This is a genomic window from Kribbella sp. CWNU-51 (genome assembly GCF_054073265.1).
In genome coordinates this window covers 215,827-231,515 of sequence record NZ_JBSXMZ010000007.1, presented here as the reverse complement: position 1 = coordinate 231,515, position 15,689 = coordinate 215,827, and the positions used below count along the sequence as shown (strand labels likewise).

The following is a 15,689-nucleotide window of genomic DNA, read 5'->3' as shown; positions in this document are numbered from 1 at the left end:
GTCATGACCGCGGTGGGGCCGCTGGACGCGATGTTCTTGCTGGGGGAGACGCGCGAGCAACCGATGCACGTCGGTGGGCTGATGCTGTTCGAGTTGCCGGAAGGCGCTGGTCGGGATCATGTGTTTCCGGAAGGGTCGCGGGACTATCTGTCCGGGCTGTACCGGGACATGGTCGCGGCGCCGGCGGTCCACCCGCTGTTCGCCCGGCGGGTGCGGCACCGGCCGTTCGACCTCGGCTACTGGTCGTGGGAGCAGGACGACGACGTCGACCTCGACTACCACGTACGGCTGTCGGCCCTGCCGCGCCCGGGGCGGTTCCGGGAGCTGTTCGAGCTCACCAGCCGGCTGCACGGCACGCTGCTCGACCGGCACCGCCCGCTGTGGGAGATGCACCTGATCGAGGGTGTGGAGGGCCGCCGGTTCGCGCTGTACAGCAAGATCCACCACTCGCTGATCGACGGCGTGACAGCGCTCCGCTGGATGCAGGACACCCTGACCTCGGACCCGGCGCGGACCGGGATGCCGGCGACCTTCGCCCTGCCGGTGTCAGCGGCCGAGCCGGCGCAGAGCGCTGATGGGTTGCTGACGACGGTCGGCCGCATCCCGGGGAGTGCGGGCAGAGTGCTGGCCGACGTCGCCGGCCTCACACCCCTCGGGGTGAAGAGCTTGGTGCGTTCGTCGGTACCGCTGCGGGCGCCGCGGACGATCCTCAACCAGTCGATCACCGGATCGCGGCGGTTCGCGGCGCAGTCCTGGCCGGTCGAGCGGTTGGACAAGGTGCGGGCGATCACCGGCGCGACGCTGAACGACGTGATGCTGGCGATGTGTTCAGGGGCCCTGCGCAACTATCTGCTCGAGCTGAACGCCCTTCCGGACCGGGCGTTGACGGCCATGGTCCCGGTGTCGCTGCGCGGTGCGGCTGACGCTCCCGGTGGCGGCAACTCGTTGAGCACGCTGATCGCCGACCTCGCCACCGACGAGCGGGATCCGGAGCGCCGGATCCGCCGGATCATGGCGTCCACCACGTATGCCAAGGGCGTGTTGTCCGAGCTCAGTCCGTTGCAGCGGCTGCTGCTGGGAGCCCTCGGCTTCGGTGTCGCCGGCCCCGCCGCGGTCCTCCCCGGAGTCGCCGGCCGGACGAGGCCGCCGTACAACGTGGTGATCTCGAACGTGCCGGGCCCGAGCGAGAGTCCGCTGTACTGGAACGGGTCGCGGCTGCTCGGGATGTATCCGGCGAGCATCGTGCTCAACGGCCAGGCCCTCAACATCAGCGTCACCAGCTACGACCACCAGCTCCACTTCGGGCTGGTCGGCTGCCGCCGTACGGTGCCACACCTGCAGCGGCTGCTGACCCACCTCGAGACGTCGCTCTCCGACCTCGAGGGCCTGCACTAGGACTACAGCCGGACGATCCCGTTCGGGGTGTCGAAGAGGGCGGCGTTGAGGCCGGGCTGGCCGTTCGGGCCGACCCAGGCGACGTCGAGGTCGTCGAGCAGGTGGTCGGCGGGGTGGCCGATCCAGTCGGTGACGCGGGCCGGGTCGCCGGCGATCTCGAGCGCGGTCAGCTTGACGCCCTTCCCGCCGGTCGACGGGTGCTGGCTGAGGTCGTCCCAGTGCACGAAGAACGGCAGCTGCGGGTCGGCCATCAGGCCCTTCACGCCGATCTGCCGCCAGGTCAGGTTCACCCCGTCGGGCCGGTGCCGGTTGCCGGGCACCGCGGGCCGGCCGAGGCGCTTCTCCATCCGCTCCATGTCGCGGACCGCCACCACCCAGCCGAGCCAGCCACCGCCGAGCTCCTTGCGGGCGCGGACCGCCTGACCGAACGGTGCCTTGTCGGAGGCCGGGTGATCGAGGACGTCGACCACCTCGATGTAGCGATCGTTCTCCAGCGGGAGGATGTGGTTCACCGTGCCGAAGCGCGGGTGCACACCGCCGTCGACGAACTCCGCTCCGAGCAGCGCGGACAACCGCTCGACAGTCGCGCGGCACCCATCCGGTCCGCACGCGTACGACAGATGATCCAGACGCATGCAGGTCATTCTGTCCTCACCCACCGACAATCGCCGCATCCGGGGTGTCGGACTAGGGTCTAGCCATGCGTACGGTCGTTATCGGAGGCACCGGTCATATCGGCACCTACCTGGTCCCGGCGCTGGTGCGCCTCGGGCACGAGGTCACGGTGCTCAGTCGCGGCGAGCACTCGCCGTACCAGTCCGACAGCGCTTGGCAGAAGGTCGAGCTCGTCCAGGTCGACCGGCAGGCCGAGGATGCGGCCGGGACGTTCGGGCAGCGGGTCGCCGACCTGCGGCCGGACGTGGTGATCGACCTGATCTGCTTCACCGAGGACAGCACGCGTCAGCTCGTCGAGGCAGTGGAAGGAAAGATCCAGCACCTACTGCACTGCGGCACGATCTGGGTGCACGGCCCGAGCATGACGGTGCCGACCCGGGAGGACGCGCCACGCAAACCTTTCGGCGACTACGGCGTACAGAAGGCGGCGATCGAGGCCTACCTGCTCGGCAAGGCTCGCCGCGACGGGCTGCCGGCCACGATCATCCACCCCGGTCACATCTGCGGTCCCGGCTGGACACCGGTCAACCCGGCCGGCAACTTCGACCTCGGCGTGTTCGAGAAGCTTGCCCACGGCCATGACGTGCTGCTGCCGAATCTCGGCCTGGAGACGCTGAACCCGGTCCACGCCGACGACGTCGCGGGCGTCTTCCTGGCCGCGATCGCGAGCCGCTCGACCGCGATCGGCGAGAGCTTCCACGCGGTCGCCGAGGGCGCGGTGACACTGCGTGGGTATGCGTACGCCGTCGCCGACTGGTTCGGTCAGGAGGCGCAGATCGGGCTCCTGCCGTACGGCGAGTGGCGGGAGAAGGTGCCTGAACGGGACGCGGCCGCCACCTGGGACCACATCGAGCACAGCCCGAACTGCTCGATGGAGAAGGCGGCGCGGCTCCTCGGCTTCCGGCCGCGCTACACCGCGCTCGAAGCCACCCTCGGAGCGATCGGCTGGCTCGTCGACAACGGGAAGATCGCTACTTAGAGGCCGGGTGCGGCAGCAGCGGCCGGGCCGCTTCCAGGTGCTGACGGCACAGTTCCGCGAGTACGTCGTACGCCTTGTGGCCCATCAGGGTCTGGAGCTCGACCTTGCTGGACTCGAAGACGGCCTCGACGCCGACGTGCGCCTCGGTGTTGCCGGTGCAGTACCAGTCCAGGTCGTGACCGCCCGGCCCCCAACCGCGCCGGTCGTACTCACCGATGCCGACCTCGGTGTACGTCGTACCGTCCGGGCGCTCGACTTCGCGGAAGGTGCGGCGGATCGGCAGCTGCCAGCAGACGTCCGGCTTGGTCTCGACGAAGTGCACACCGCGCTTGAGCGCTAGCCCGTGCAGCGCGCAACCGGCGCCGCCGGGGAAGCCCGGACGGTTCAGGAAGATGCAGGCGCCCTCCCAGACCCGGGTCTTGCGGTCGCCCTCGTCGTCGGTCTCGACCCAGCCGTTCTTCCGGCCCTCCTTGCGGAACTGCCATTCGTCCTTGGTCAGCTCCTTGGCGTAGGCCTTGACCCGCTTCTCGTCGTCGGAGTCGGAGAAGTGTGCGCCGAGGGTGCAGCAGCCGTCGTTCGGTCTGCCCTTGTAGATGCCCTTGCAACCACCGCCGAAGATGCAGGTCCAGTTGGACGCCAGCCAGGTCAGGTCGCAACGGAAGACCTGGTCGGGATCGTCGGGATCGGTGAACTCGACCCACGCGCGGGGAAAATCGAGAGAAACCTCAGGCACCTGGAAAGCGTACGCGCCAAACCCGCACAACTGTGAACGACGACTCCGGAACACGCTGGTACTCCGATAGTCCAGTAGCGTGAGGGTATGCGGCTCGGCGTACTCGACGTGGGATCCAACACCGTCCACCTGCTCGTGGTGGACGCACACCGCGGTGCCGCGCCGCTTCCGGCGTACTCGCACAAGACGGAACTGCGGCTGGCCGAGCACCTCGACAAGGACGGCAAGATCGCGCAGTCGGGATCCGACGGGCTGGTCGCGTTCATCAAGGAATCGGTCGTGCTGGCCGAGGACAAGGGTTGTGAGTCGGTGCTCTCGTTCGCCACCTCGGCGCTGCGGGAGGCGCCGAACGGCGAGAAGGTGCTGGACCGGGTCCGCACCGAGACCGAGGTCGACCTGCAGGTGCTGAGCGGTGAGGACGAGGCCCGCCTGACCTTCCTGGCGGTACGGCGCTGGTTCGGCTGGTCCTCCGGTCGCCTGGCGGTGTTCGACATCGGTGGCGGTTCGCTCGAGATCGCGGCCGGGTCCGACGAGGAGGCGACGATCGCCGTCTCGGTCCCGCTCGGCGCAGGCCGGTTGAACCGGGAGGGCCTGACCGCCGACCCGCCGGACAAGGACGAGGTCCGAGCGCTGCGGAAGCGGATCCGGATCGAGATGGCCGCCGTAGCCGGTCCGGTACTGCGGGCCGGCAAGCCGCAGCGTTCGGTCGCCACCAGCAAGACGTTCCGCTCGCTGGCCCGGATCTGTGGCGCGGCGCCGTCGGACGACGGACCGTACGTGCCCCGCACCCTGAACCGGGACGACCTGAGCGACTGGATGCCGAAGCTGACCAAGATGTCGGCCGCCGAGCGGGCCGATCTGCCCGGGGTCTCGGCCGGCCGGTCGTCACAGCTGCTCGCCGGTGCGATGGTCGCGGATGCGGTGATGGACCTGTTCGACCTGCCCGCGCTCGAGGTCTGCCCCTGGGCGCTGCGCGAAGGCGTCATCTTGTCCCGGCTCGACCAGCTGCAACCCCGATAGGCTCCCGATGACTACCAGCAAGACCGCGCGGATCGGCCTGTCCACTGCGTCCGTGTACCCCGAGTCGACCGCCAGCGGATTCGAGCTCGCCAGCCGGCTCGGGTACGACGGCGTCGAGGTGATGGTCGGCATCGATCCCCTGAGCACCCAGATCGACGCGATCCAGCGGCTGGTCGACTACCACCAGCTCCCGGTCCTCGCGATCCACGCGCCCTGCCTGCTGATCACGCAGCGGGTCTGGGGGACCGATCCGTGGGGCAAGCTCGAGCGCAGCGCCGAGGCCGCGAAGGACCTCGGCGCCGACGTGGTCGTCGTCCACCCGCCGTTTCGCTGGCAGCGCGACTACGCGCGCGGGTTCGTCGAGGGGATCGCCCGGCTCGAGGCGGAGACCGGGGTCATCTTCGCGGTCGAGAACATGTACCCATGGCGCGCGCCCGGCAGGGGCCTGCAGGCGTACGCCCCGAGCTGGGACCCGACCGAGCAGAGCTACGCCCACACCACGCTGGACCTGTCGCACTCGTCGACCGCCGAGCAGGATTGCGTCGAGCTCGCCGCGACGATGGGCAAGACCCTCAAGCACATCCACCTCACCGACGGGACCGGCTCCGCGAAGGACGAGCACCTGGTGCCCGGCCGCGGCACGCAGCGCGCGGCGGATCTGCTCGCCGAGCTGGCCTATCAGGACTTCCGCGGTCACATCATCATCGAGATCAACACCCGCCGTGCGACCAGCCGGTCCGAGCGTGAGGTCGACCTGGTCGAGTCGCTCGAGTTCACCCGGAAGCATTTCGCCCGCGGATCACGCCGTACGTCGTTCGCCGTCACCCCCGAAGGCGAGATCTCGGAACTGATCCCGTGAACGAGCGTACGGCGGGGAGTGGGCGGGCCGGCCGTCGTCCGGGTGGACCGGATACTCGCGGCGAGATCCTGGGAGCGGCCCGGAAAGCCTTTGCGGACAAGGGATTCAGCTCCACCTCGATCCGTGCGGTTGCCCGCGAGGCCGGGGTCGACGCGGCGCTGGTGCATCACTACTTCGACAGCAAGGACGAGCTGTTCATCGAGGCGATGGCCATCCCGGTCGACCCGCGCCAGATCGCCGCGGACATCCTCGACGGACCGCGGGAGGAGATCGGCCGGCGGATCGCGACCGTGTTCCTCGGGATCTGGGAGTCGCCCGAGGGACGGCAGCGGATGACGGCGATCTTCCGCAGCGTGGTGACCAGTGACGAGGTGGCCCGGCTGATGCGCGAGGGCATCACCCAGATGATTATCGAGCCGATCTCGCGCACGCTCGACGTACCCGATGCGCACCTGCGCGTGAGCCTGGTCGCGACCCAGCTGATCGGCGCCGCGATGGCCCGCTACCTGGTCGGGCTCGAACCGGTCGCCTCGGTCGACCTCGCGACCCTGATCGACCGGCTGGCGCCCGTTCTCCAGCTCCACCTGACCGGCTGATGCGGATCCCCACCGACCGCGAGATCCACGCCCTGCATCGCGATCACGCGCCTACTCGCGACGCCTTCGAGTCGGTGTATCCCCACTCCGTGGTGGTCTGCCAGGTCGCCGAGCAGCTGTTCGACGGTCTCGACGTCGACACCGACCTGATCCGGGCCGGCGCCCTTCTGCACGACATCGGCGTCTATCGCCTGTACGGCCCGACCGGCGAACTCAACACGGTCGACTACGTGCGGCACGGCGTACTCGGTCATGAACTGCTGGACGGCCTCGGCTTCCCCGAACCGATCTGCCGCTTCGCGTCCCGCCACACGGGCGTCGGCATCACGCGGGACGACGTACTGCGCCAATCGCTGCCGATCCCGGTCGCCGACTACGTCCCGGCCTCCGCGGAGGAGGAGCTGGTGATGTACGCCGACAAGTTCCACAGCAAGCGCACTCCGCCGGTGTTTCTGACCGGGGACACCTATGCGGCGTCTGTCGGGCGCTGGGGCGAGGACAAGGTCACGGCGTTCGCTTCACTGCGGGCGAAGTACGGCGAACCCGTTCTGGGCCCGCTCAGCGAATCCACCGGTTACTCCGTCATCTGAAGGCTTGCCAGAGGCTGCTGCGCGAGCTAAATTCATCACATGATGAAAAACGCGGTGAGTTGCCGTGACGTCGTGGTGGTGCGCGGCGACCGGGAGGTCCTGCACGGGATTGGGTTCGACCTGCGGGCCGGGACGGTGACCGGGCTGCTCGGTCCATCCGGGTGCGGCAAGACGACGCTGATCCGGGCGATCGTCGGTCTCCAGGCCCGCGTGACTGGCGACGTCTCCGTTCTCGGATTGCCCGCCGGTGCGCCGAAGCTGCGCGGGCGGATCGGGTACGTCACCCAGGAGCCCAGCGTGTACGGCGATCTGACCGTCACGGAGAACCTTCGCTTCTTCGCCGCAGTGCTCGGGGTTCCTTCAGAAGATGTGGAACGGGTGATCGATGCCGTCGACCTGCGCTCGCACGCGGATGATCGCGTCGATCGGCTGTCCGGCGGGCAGCGGTCGAGGGCCTCGCTGGCCGCGGCTCTGCTCGGGGATCCCCAACTGCTCGTCCTCGACGAACCGACCGTCGGTCTGGATCCGGTGTTGAGGCGCGACCTGTGGAGCCTCTTCCACTCCTTGGCGGACGCCGGCGCGACGCTGCTGGTCTCGAGTCACGTGATGGACGAGGCCTCGCGCTGCGATCGCCTCCTGCTGATGCGCGACGGCGACCTGCTCGCCGACGAAACCCCGCAAGCCCTGCTCGACTCGGTCGGCACCGACGACATCGAGCAGGCGTTCCTGACTCTGATCGACCGGAAAGCAGGTGCGCGATGACGCCGCGGATCACCTTCGCCGTAGCCGCTCGGGTCCTGGCCCAGTTACGCCGCGACCATCGCACGGTCGCGATGCTGATCGTGCTGCCGACGCTACTGGTCAGCCTGATGTGGTGGATGTTCATCGACTCACCAAACGCCTTCGACCGCTTCGGCGGGCCGCTGCTCGCGGTGTTCCCGGCGATCATCATGTTCGTCGTCACCTCGGTCGCGACCCTGCGCGAACGCTCGACCGGCACGCTGTCCCGGCTGTTCACGATGCCGATGGCGAAGCTGGACTTCCTCCTCGGCTACGCACTCGCCTTCGCCCTGATCGCGGTGGTCCAGGCCGCCGTGGTGGTGTCGGTCGCGCTGTACGCCCTCGGCCTCGACATCGAAGGTCCCGCCTGGCAGCTCGGGGTGGTAGCGGTCCTCGACGGCGTCCTGGGTACGGCGCTCGGCCTCTTCGCCAGCGCCTTCGCCGCCACCGAATTCCAGGCCGTCCAGATGATGCCCGCCGTGATGATCCCCCAGATCCTCCTCTGCGGCCTCCTCATCCCCCGCGACCACCTCCCCACCGCCCTGCACGCCATCAGCGACGTACTGCCCTTGTCCTACGCCGTCGACGCCGTCATCAGCGTTGCCAAAGGCAACGGCTTCACCTCGGGCGCCGGCACCGACGCCCTCATAGTCCTGGCCTTCATCCTCGCCGCGCTGGTCCTAGGCGCCGCCACCCTCAAACGCCGCACGACGTAGACCCACCGCGGCCTGCCCGCTCCCGCCCACCCCTTTGCGCGCGGCGCGCGCCAGACCTTCGCCACCACGCCACGGCCCCCTTGCTTGGCCCAATGCGGCTCAATCCATCGCACCGTGGTCCGCTTGGCCGTGATCGGTCAACGGCCCCGTTCCGCCAAGCGGTCCCTCGACTCCGTGTAAGTCGCGGCCATCCATCGTGCCGGCCGCCACCGCCACCACATCTGATCAACCATTCGCAAGATCAGCGCCCTCGCCGACACCCCATCGCCCGATCCAACGAAAGCTCAGAGGGCGAGGTTGCTATCGGCAGCAGCTGTTGATCGGAGTGTGACGTTTCCCCTTGTGGATAAGGGCTTTCGAGGCCTTAGTCGATTTGCGAGGGTGCATCGAGATTGCGTAAGATCGAACACATGTTCGAAGGAGATCTGGCGACGCTGACGACGGCCGACCTGCTGGCCTCGGCCGCCGAACACGACGTCGAGGCCCGGCGAGTCGACGCGCGGCGCCTCCTGCACGCCCAGATCTACGCCGACCGCTACCACCCCTCCGCCCACCCCGGCCGCCCGGGCCGCCGGTCCTGCGACGGCCGCGAACGCGCGGTGGTGCTGGGTGGCGACGGCTGCCCGGAGATCCTGGAGTTCGCGATCGCCGAGTTCGCGGTGATGCTGGGGATCTCACCCCGGGTCGCGGCGAACTACCTCGGCCGAGCCGTGGCGTTGCGGCACCGGTTCCCCTTCACCTGGGCCAGAGTCCAGGCCGGCGAGGCGACCGCGTGGAAGGCGTGCCGGATCGTCGCCGACTGCGCGAAACTGACCCAGGACGCCGCCGCCTACGTCGACCAGCGGATCGCACCCCTGATCGACTCGATCACCCCGTACCGGTTGAACAAGATCGTCACCGCCGCCAAACTCCACGCCGACCCCGCCCTGGCGCGGGCCGAGGCCGCCGAGCAGGCCCGCGAACGCGGCGTGTTCGTCGGCCGCTCGGACCCACACGGCACCAAAACCATGTACATCAAGGCCGCCGCCGGTGCAGTCATCCGGAACAAGGCCACCCTCGACGCGATCGCCGAGGCCCTGAAGACCTTCGGCGACACCCGCCCCGTCCAGCACCGCCGCGCCGACGCGGTCGGCATCATCGCCGACCCCCGCTACACCCAAGAACTCCTCACCCAAGCCCGCCACCACCGCCTCCACAACCCAGCCACCACCGACACCCCGGATACCGCGCCGACCACCACGGCTCCGGATACTGCGCCGACCGCCACGGCTACGGACACCATCGGACCGACCGCCGCTCCGGACATCGCCGCCGCCCCAGCTTTGGGCCGCCGCTGCCGCAGCCGGGATGTGGACCTGCTCGATGACCGAGCGACCGACCGGGACGAGCCCGGCCCGGACGACGAAGCCGACCGCGACGCACCCCACCCCAGCACCACCGACCTGCCCGACCCCCTCGACACCCCAAACACCATGCCGATCCAGCCGTTCGACCCATCCGATCCCGGCCTACACCTCGACCCCGACGACGGCCAGGCCATGGACGCCGCCGCCCAACGCGCCCTGCACGCCCGCCTCGCCCAAATAAAACGCGACGCCTACACCCCAACCGACACCGACCTCACTGGTCACAGCAGCCGCCGCGGAGAACGTCTACGCCCGGGCCAGACGCAGATCTACGTCCACCTCACCGACCACACCCTCGCCACCGGCACCGGCGTACTGCGCGCCGAACACCTCGGACCCTTGCTCGCCGATCAACTGGCCGAGCTCATCGGCTACGGTCCCTACACCGTCAAGCCCGTCATCGACGTCAACGACGCCATCAGCGTCGACGCCTACGAAATCCCCGACCGGATCCGCGAACGCATCAAACTCACCCACCCCGTCGAACTCTTCCCCTACGGCACCCAAGAAACCCACCACGGCATGGACCTGGACCACATCCAGCCCTTCGACCCGCTCGGTCCACCGGGTCAGACCAGCACCACCAACCTCGCGCCGCTAGGCCGGTACGGTCACCGGGTCAAAACCCACGCCCAGGGCTGGAAGGTACGGCGCATCGACCACAAGACTCTGGAGTGGACGACACCCCATGGCTTCCGATTCCGCGTCGACCCCACCGGCACCCACCGGCTACCCCTGGAACAGGTGAGATCGGTCCAGCGGTCGTTGCTCTGGAAGCTCGAAGGCTGAGCGACTGACTGGGCTTACGTACGGCTACCTCTGCTCGGCGTTCGGGCGTGAGCGCGAGGTGCTTCCGTGGGAGCTCGACGAAGAGCTCTTGCATGGGTGACGCGGCGGTCCGGACGATCGAAGAACTCGACCTCGATACACCGGGCAAGCATCACTCCGGCGGGGTCGGAAGCCATCCGGGCGATGTGATGGTCTCCGACGACGAGGAGCAGCTGCGGATGTATCGGGCGCGCATTACCGGAAAGCTCGATCGCGTCGCCTGGATGGCGGACGTACGAAGTCACCCTGACTACGACCCTTCGGCCTGGGAGAGCCATCGGGACAGGGTGAACGCACTGTGGTTCTCGCACACTCAGCGGTGCTGTCCTCGATGGTGTGCTGGGTACGGCGTTGGGCCTGTTCGCGAGCGCCTTCGCGGCAACCGAATTCCAGGTCGTGCAGATGATGCCGGCCGTGATGATCCCGCAGATGCGGTGGACGCGGTCATCGGAGTTGCCCAGGGCAACGGATTCACCAGTGGGACGGGGGAGCTGCTCTTGTCGTCCTGGAGTTCATCCCTCGCAGCTCTCGGCCTCGGTGCGGCAACGCCGAACGGCGTGAAGAGCCGGCGCGCACCAGTGAGTGCGCGCCAGCTCCCTTGTCACTCCCGAGCAGCGGATCGGATTTCACCGACGCCGATCCGTACGCCGAGTCTCAGGCCGGTGACCGGGGCTCCAGGATCTTGACGACCTGTCCGTCCTTGTCGTAGGCGGTGGCCTTGAAATCGGTCGCCTTGGCCGTCGTCGGTGGGCTCAGCCAGATGTAGGCGAACCAGCCGTCGGTGACCGGAATGTCGGTAGCCGCCGACGGGCCCATCTGCAGGTGGATGCGCGTTGCCGTGCTCGCTACCCGTCCCCAGGCGCGGGCCTCCCAGCAGAGCTTTCCGGAGCACTGCTGGCCGCTCAGATCCCTACCGGTGTAGAGATCCGCGCGTTGCGACCCCTTCGCCGGGGTGAGGATCGGGTCGTGCACCTGCCGCAACGAGTCGAGGTTCAGGAAGGTGGTCCCGCGCATCACCATGCCGCCGTCCAGCGAGTTCTTCTCGATCTCGCAGGCGATCGCCGTTCGCCCGTTGGGTGACACCGCGGTCAGCAGCACGCTCGGCCAGGTCTTCGACCGCGCCGAAGCGACGATGCGCCACTTGGTGACATCCACCCAGGTCTGTGCGGAACAGTTCAGCAACTGGATGGCAGGGTCGGTCGGAACCGGATCCTTCCGGAGCTTCGCCATCAGTGCGGCCGTCGGCTTGTCCGCACCGGGGACCGTGCACAGCAGCATCTTGTCGCCGACCTTGATTTTTGCACCCTTACCGATACTCGCCTGGTCTCCGATCCGGTATCCGCCGACGGTGTCCGCCAACGGACCCTTCATGTCCGGAAGTCGCAGCCGGCAACGGCGCAGCGCCTCCGCGTTGGTGACTGGCGCGCCGACGACATCGTCGCCGCGCGGTACGCCCTGCACCGGCGCGAAGTACGCCTCCTGCTGCTGCTGATCGCCCGCCACCGGGGCGTCGTCCGCGCGGAGCTGGTTGGGCAGCAGCGCGGCGGTGGCGGCGATCGCTGCCAAGCCGGCCACGGTGCCGCCGACGGTGAGCATCCTGCGGCGGCGGCGCCCTCGGCGACCGCGGTCCAGCAGTCGGGCGGTGTCCAGCGGGTCGAACTGCTCTGCATCGGCGAGGCGGTGCAGTTCGGCACCGACCTCACGTACGTCCTCCATGGGGTTCTCCTTCACAGTGCTCGGCTCGTCCGTCGCCGGTCGATGGCTTGCCGGAGAGTGTCGAGACCGCGGGCCGCCTGGCTCTTCACGGTGCCGGTCGAGCAGCCGAGGATCTCCGCGGTCTGCTCGACGGACAGATCCTCGTAGTACCGCAGCACCACACAAGCGCGCTGACGCGGCGGCAGACCGCGAAGCACGTCGAGTACCTCGTCGCGCTCGGCGTGCCCGGTGGCGAAGTCGGCCGCCGCTCGATCCGGTACGGCGTCCGTCGCCACTTCCCGGCGCCACGGCCGGCGGCCACCGTCGTGTGCCACGTTGACGACCATCCGCCGTGCGTACGCGAACGGGTTACCCACCCGCTGTACCTTCGGCCAGGCCAGGTACAGCTTGTAGAGCGCGTCCTGGACGATGTCGTCCGCCTTGTGCCGGTCACCGCTGATCAGGTAGGCCGTCCGCCGCAGCGATGGACTCGTCGTTTCGACGAATTCCACGAAGTCTTGGTCCCGCACGGCCATGCCGCCTCCACTCTCTCCGAATTCCCCCTCAAGACGGAAACCCCGGGCGATCAGGTTGCATCCCGATCTGCCGCGACCGGCGGGAGGTCAGCGGACGACGTCGTACACCATCTTCTGGATGCCGTTGGAGTAGGACTCGCTCTCGGTGAGGGTGAGGCGCTGCTTGTCCTTGTCGGTCTGGCTGAAGAGGCGCTTGCCGGCTCCGAGCAGGACCGGGAAGACCAGCAGGTGGTACCGGTCGATCAGGCCGGCGTCGGACAGGTTGCGGTCCAGGGTGGCGCTGCCGTGGATGATGATCGGCCCGCCCTCGGTCTGCTTGAGCGCGGCGACGTCGTCGAGGGATCGCAGGATCGTGATGTCGCCCCAGTTCGTCACCAGGTCCTCGTCCTGCAGGGTGGTCGACACGACGTACTTCGGCATCACCCGGTAGCCAGGGAACTCGGGCATGTCCGGCCAGACCGGAGCGAAGGCCTCGTAGCTCGCACGGCCCATCATCATGGCCCCCGCCTCGTCCTGCTCGCGGCCCTTCAGCTCGTACGCGGCCGGGTCGAACTCGATGTCCTTGAACGTCCACCCCGAACTCCGGTAGCCCGCCTCTCCACCAGGCGCCTCGACAACACCATCGAGCGAAACGAACGCGGTCGCGATCAAAGTACGCATCACAAACTCCTTGTCAGCCCTACCGTCTTGTCACCCTTGCGTCGCCCGACCCCCACCGAACTAGACATTCTGCCAAAGGTGACCCCAATCACAGGAGCTACCCGGCGAGGTGGGAGACGTTGTGCCAGGCGGGGTCGGGGTTGGTGGTGATGGTGACTTTGCCGTGGGGCCAGCCGGTGGTGGCGGCCTGGAGTTGGGCGCCGGCGGGGGTGGTGCCGTCGGTGTAGTAGTGCAGGATGCGGACACCGGCGGAGGTTTCGTGGGCGAGGAGGTTGCCGGAGCCGCCGAGGCGATCGGTGAGGTGGTCTTCGAAGGCGCGGAGTTCGTCGAGCATGTCGGACTCGGGCAGCCCGTCGTCGCGCACCACGGGGTAGCCGATCGAGACCGCGACGTGGGTGTCGAGGTGTGGGCGGCGGATGGAGCGCAGCGGGTACTCCGCGGTTGCGATCAGCCGCTGTCCGTCGCGCGTACCCTCGAGCATCTTCCACGCCGGGCTGCCGTCCTCCAGGGTGTGCTCGGCCGCGAACGCAGCCACGGCCGGCAGCAGCGAATCGATCGCCACCGCGTCAGCCGGCGCCGAGGTGAGGGTCTCGATCGCGCCGACCCAGGTCTCCACCATCTCCTCGCCGAGCACCAGGTCGAGGAGCAGGAAGGTCACCCGCCGCTGCACGTCGATCGGCACATCAGGAAAGACAGGGTGATGTACGCCGACATGGATCGAAGCCGCATCGGGTTCGATCGAGACGACCGCCTCGTCGACCGGGATCGGCGGCAGCCCGTCGAAGCGGATCGTGAACGCGGGACCGGGCCGGCGCAGGTCGGCGTACTCCCAGGTCTCGTCCGACGGCGGCGCGGCGCGCAACCAGCGGCGGGCGACGGCGCGGTGGGTCGGGTTGCCGGCCGCGGTGACGATGAGGGCGTGCTTGGCGTGCAGTCCCGGACCGAGTTCCCACTCGAGGTCCTGGTGGATCCGTCCGACCAGGTCAGTCAGCACGGCGCTCGTCTCGGCCGGCTCCTTCCGGGCGATCGCGTCTGCTACCTGTGCCGCGCCAGCCTCGGTCCACCACGACCAGAACGCGCCGATCGCGTCGGCCTCCACGACGGTCCGCTTGCGACGCTTGAAGATGGACATGCCCGCATCCTTGCCGACCAAGGGTGCGAGTATCGGACCAGTGGACCGGCTGGTGTGGTCCCCGCCACACGATTAGCGAGCGTCTCGTTCAGGCGCGTAGCCTGCTGACACCACTGGCATATGGGGCCGGGTGGGTCGATGAGGAGGAACACGTAGTGCTTCGGCGAGTCCTGCTGGGCATGTCCCGCAGCCCCCAGATCAAGAAGGCCGTGTCGTCGCTCCCGGTGTCCAGTGGCATCGTCGCACGGTTCGTCGCCGGCGAGACCGCTCCGGAGGCCGTGCTGGCCACCGAGAAGCTGGTCAGCAACGGCCTCAACGTCACCCTCGACCACCTCGGTGAGGACGTCACCGACCTGGCCGCCGCGACCGCCACCGCGGACGCCTACCTCGAGGTCTTGAAGCAGCTCGCCGCCGCCGGCCTGACCAACAACGCCGAGGTCTCGGTCAAGCTGTCCGCGGTCGGCCAGGCGCTGCCCGGTGACGGCGAGAAGATCGCGCTCGAGAACGCGCGGACCATCTGCCTCGCGGCCCGCAACGCCGGTACGACGGTCACCCTCGACATGGAGGATCACACCACCACCGACTCCACGCTGGGCATCCTGCGCGAGCTGCGCCAGGACTTCCCGGAGACCGGCGCGGTGCTGCAGGCCTACCTGCGCCGGACCGAGAGCGACTGCCGCGACCTGGCGTACGCCGGATCCCGCGTCCGGCTCTGCAAGGGCGCGTACAAGGAGCCGGAGTCGGTCGCGTTCCAGGACAAGCGCCAGGTGGACAAGGCGTACGTCCGCGCGATGAAGGTCCTGATGAACGGCACCGGCTACCCGATGATCGCCTCGCACGACCCGCGGCTGATCGCGATCGCCGGCTCGCTCGCCGACCGCGCCAACCGCCGGCCGGGCAGCTACGAGTACCAGATGCTCTACGGCATCCGTCCCGAGGAGCAGCTCCGGCTGGCCGGCCTGGGTCACACCGTGCGCGTCTACATCCCGTACGGCGAGGACTGGTACGGCTACCTGGTCCGCCGCCTGGCCGAGCGCCCCGCGAACATCCAGTTCTTCGCGAGGTCCCTCATCAGCAAGAAGTAACCTG

The 15,689-nt window shown here is 68.6% G+C and carries 16 protein-coding genes; 10 read left to right on the top strand and 6 right to left on the bottom strand.

What is annotated here, in order from left to right:
- The first annotated feature begins 3 nt into the window (after positions 1-3).
- Positions 4-1,395, top strand: coding sequence for a WS/DGAT/MGAT family O-acyltransferase (locus ACXC9Q_RS09485; protein WP_457056111.1), 1,392 nt, complete (start codon positions 4-6; stop codon positions 1,393-1,395).
- A gap of 2 nt (positions 1,396-1,397) precedes the next feature.
- Here ACXC9Q_RS09485 and ACXC9Q_RS09480 read toward each other — a convergent pair whose 3' ends face one another.
- A complete protein-coding gene (locus tag ACXC9Q_RS09480; protein ID WP_328525846.1) occupies positions 1,398-2,030 on the bottom strand; it encodes a VOC family protein in 633 nt (210 codons plus the stop codon).
- A 65-nt stretch (positions 2,031-2,095) separates the two neighbouring features.
- Between ACXC9Q_RS09480 and ACXC9Q_RS09475 the strand changes: the two genes are divergently transcribed.
- Positions 2,096-3,049 carry an NAD-dependent epimerase/dehydratase family protein gene (locus ACXC9Q_RS09475; RefSeq protein ID WP_457056110.1) on the top strand — a complete coding sequence of 318 codons (954 nt, stop codon included), beginning with the start codon at positions 2,096-2,098 and terminating at the stop codon, positions 3,047-3,049.
- On the opposite strand, the gene ACXC9Q_RS09470 is transcribed toward ACXC9Q_RS09475, so the two are convergent.
- Entirely contained in the window at positions 3,042-3,782 is a 741-nt protein-coding gene (locus ACXC9Q_RS09470) for a hypothetical protein (RefSeq protein WP_457056109.1), read from the bottom strand. The two genes, ACXC9Q_RS09475 and ACXC9Q_RS09470, sit on opposite strands and share 8 nt — an antisense overlap.
- Before the next feature lie 87 nt (positions 3,783-3,869).
- On the opposite strand from ACXC9Q_RS09470, the gene ACXC9Q_RS09465 reads away from it, so the two are divergent.
- From ACXC9Q_RS09465 to ACXC9Q_RS09435, 7 genes are all read left to right on the top strand, one after another.
- A complete protein-coding gene (locus tag ACXC9Q_RS09465; RefSeq protein WP_457056108.1) occupies positions 3,870-4,802 on the top strand; it encodes a Ppx/GppA phosphatase family protein in 933 nt (310 codons plus the stop codon).
- Between the two features lie 7 nt (positions 4,803-4,809).
- Positions 4,810-5,661 carry a sugar phosphate isomerase/epimerase family protein gene (locus tag ACXC9Q_RS09460; protein ID WP_457056107.1) on the top strand — a complete coding sequence of 284 codons (852 nt, stop codon included), beginning with the start codon at positions 4,810-4,812 and terminating at the stop codon, positions 5,659-5,661.
- On the top strand, positions 5,658-6,257 hold the full coding sequence (locus tag ACXC9Q_RS09455) for a TetR/AcrR family transcriptional regulator (RefSeq protein ID WP_457056106.1): 600 nt from the start codon (positions 5,658-5,660) through the stop codon (positions 6,255-6,257). Before ACXC9Q_RS09460 ends, ACXC9Q_RS09455 begins: the two co-directional genes overlap by 4 nt.
- Positions 6,257-6,847: an HDIG domain-containing metalloprotein gene (locus ACXC9Q_RS09450; protein ID WP_457056105.1), complete on the top strand. Its 591-nt coding sequence runs from the start codon at positions 6,257-6,259 to the stop codon at positions 6,845-6,847. Before ACXC9Q_RS09455 ends, ACXC9Q_RS09450 begins: the two co-directional genes overlap by 1 nt.
- Before the next feature lie 39 nt (positions 6,848-6,886).
- Entirely contained in the window at positions 6,887-7,609 is a 723-nt protein-coding gene (locus tag ACXC9Q_RS09445; protein WP_457056104.1) for an ABC transporter ATP-binding protein, read from the top strand.
- A complete protein-coding gene (locus ACXC9Q_RS09440; protein WP_457056103.1) occupies positions 7,606-8,343 on the top strand; it encodes an ABC transporter permease in 738 nt (245 codons plus the stop codon). The genes ACXC9Q_RS09445 and ACXC9Q_RS09440 overlap by 4 nt, the downstream gene beginning before the upstream one ends.
- A 410-nt stretch (positions 8,344-8,753) precedes the next feature.
- The gene (locus ACXC9Q_RS09435; RefSeq protein ID WP_457056102.1) at positions 8,754-10,538 is read left to right on the top strand and encodes a hypothetical protein; all 1,785 of its coding nucleotides are present in this window, start codon (positions 8,754-8,756) and stop codon (positions 10,536-10,538) included.
- 693 nt (positions 10,539-11,231) lie between these two features.
- On the opposite strand, the gene ACXC9Q_RS09430 is transcribed toward ACXC9Q_RS09435, so the two are convergent.
- The 4 genes from ACXC9Q_RS09430 to ACXC9Q_RS09415 form a co-directional block, all read right to left on the bottom strand.
- On the bottom strand, positions 11,232-12,293 hold the full coding sequence (locus ACXC9Q_RS09430; RefSeq protein ID WP_457056101.1) for a hypothetical protein: 1,062 nt from the start codon (positions 12,291-12,293) through the stop codon (positions 11,232-11,234).
- Between the two features lie 11 nt (positions 12,294-12,304).
- Positions 12,305-12,808, bottom strand: coding sequence for a SigE family RNA polymerase sigma factor (locus tag ACXC9Q_RS09425; protein ID WP_457056100.1), 504 nt, complete (start codon positions 12,806-12,808; stop codon positions 12,305-12,307).
- An 87-nt stretch (positions 12,809-12,895) separates the two neighbouring features.
- Positions 12,896-13,468 (bottom strand): dihydrofolate reductase family protein, encoded by a 573-nt coding sequence (locus ACXC9Q_RS09420; protein ID WP_457056099.1) that lies wholly within the window; start codon positions 13,466-13,468, stop codon positions 12,896-12,898.
- A 97-nt stretch (positions 13,469-13,565) separates the two neighbouring features.
- Positions 13,566-14,600, bottom strand: coding sequence for a DUF695 domain-containing protein (locus ACXC9Q_RS09415; RefSeq protein ID WP_457056098.1), 1,035 nt, complete (start codon positions 14,598-14,600; stop codon positions 13,566-13,568).
- A gap of 155 nt (positions 14,601-14,755) precedes the next feature.
- Here ACXC9Q_RS09415 and ACXC9Q_RS09410 point away from each other — a divergent pair, with 155 nt between their 5' ends.
- Positions 14,756-15,685, top strand: coding sequence for a proline dehydrogenase family protein (locus ACXC9Q_RS09410; protein ID WP_457056097.1), 930 nt, complete (start codon positions 14,756-14,758; stop codon positions 15,683-15,685).
- Positions 15,686-15,689 lie beyond the last annotated feature (4 nt).

Coding starts and splice junctions, on each gene's coding strand:
- ACXC9Q_RS09485 (WP_457056111.1), top strand. CDS start 4: ATGACCGCGGTGGGGCCGCTGGACGCGATGTTCTTGCTGGGGGAGACG.
- ACXC9Q_RS09480 (WP_328525846.1), bottom strand. CDS start 2,030: ATGCGTCTGGATCATCTGTCGTACGCGTGCGGACCGGATGGGTGCCGC.
- ACXC9Q_RS09475 (WP_457056110.1), top strand. CDS start 2,096: ATGCGTACGGTCGTTATCGGAGGCACCGGTCATATCGGCACCTACCTG.
- ACXC9Q_RS09465 (WP_457056108.1), top strand. CDS start 3,870: ATGCGGCTCGGCGTACTCGACGTGGGATCCAACACCGTCCACCTGCTC.
- ACXC9Q_RS09460 (WP_457056107.1), top strand. CDS start 4,810: ATGACTACCAGCAAGACCGCGCGGATCGGCCTGTCCACTGCGTCCGTG.
- ACXC9Q_RS09450 (WP_457056105.1), top strand. CDS start 6,257: ATGCGGATCCCCACCGACCGCGAGATCCACGCCCTGCATCGCGATCAC.
- ACXC9Q_RS09445 (WP_457056104.1), top strand. CDS start 6,887: ATGATGAAAAACGCGGTGAGTTGCCGTGACGTCGTGGTGGTGCGCGGC.
- ACXC9Q_RS09440 (WP_457056103.1), top strand. CDS start 7,606: ATGACGCCGCGGATCACCTTCGCCGTAGCCGCTCGGGTCCTGGCCCAG.
- ACXC9Q_RS09435 (WP_457056102.1), top strand. CDS start 8,754: ATGTTCGAAGGAGATCTGGCGACGCTGACGACGGCCGACCTGCTGGCC.
- ACXC9Q_RS09430 (WP_457056101.1), bottom strand. CDS start 12,293: ATGGAGGACGTACGTGAGGTCGGTGCCGAACTGCACCGCCTCGCCGAT.
- ACXC9Q_RS09425 (WP_457056100.1), bottom strand. CDS start 12,808: ATGGCCGTGCGGGACCAAGACTTCGTGGAATTCGTCGAAACGACGAGT.
- ACXC9Q_RS09420 (WP_457056099.1), bottom strand. CDS start 13,468: ATGCGTACTTTGATCGCGACCGCGTTCGTTTCGCTCGATGGTGTTGTC.
- ACXC9Q_RS09415 (WP_457056098.1), bottom strand. CDS start 14,600: ATGTCCATCTTCAAGCGTCGCAAGCGGACCGTCGTGGAGGCCGACGCG.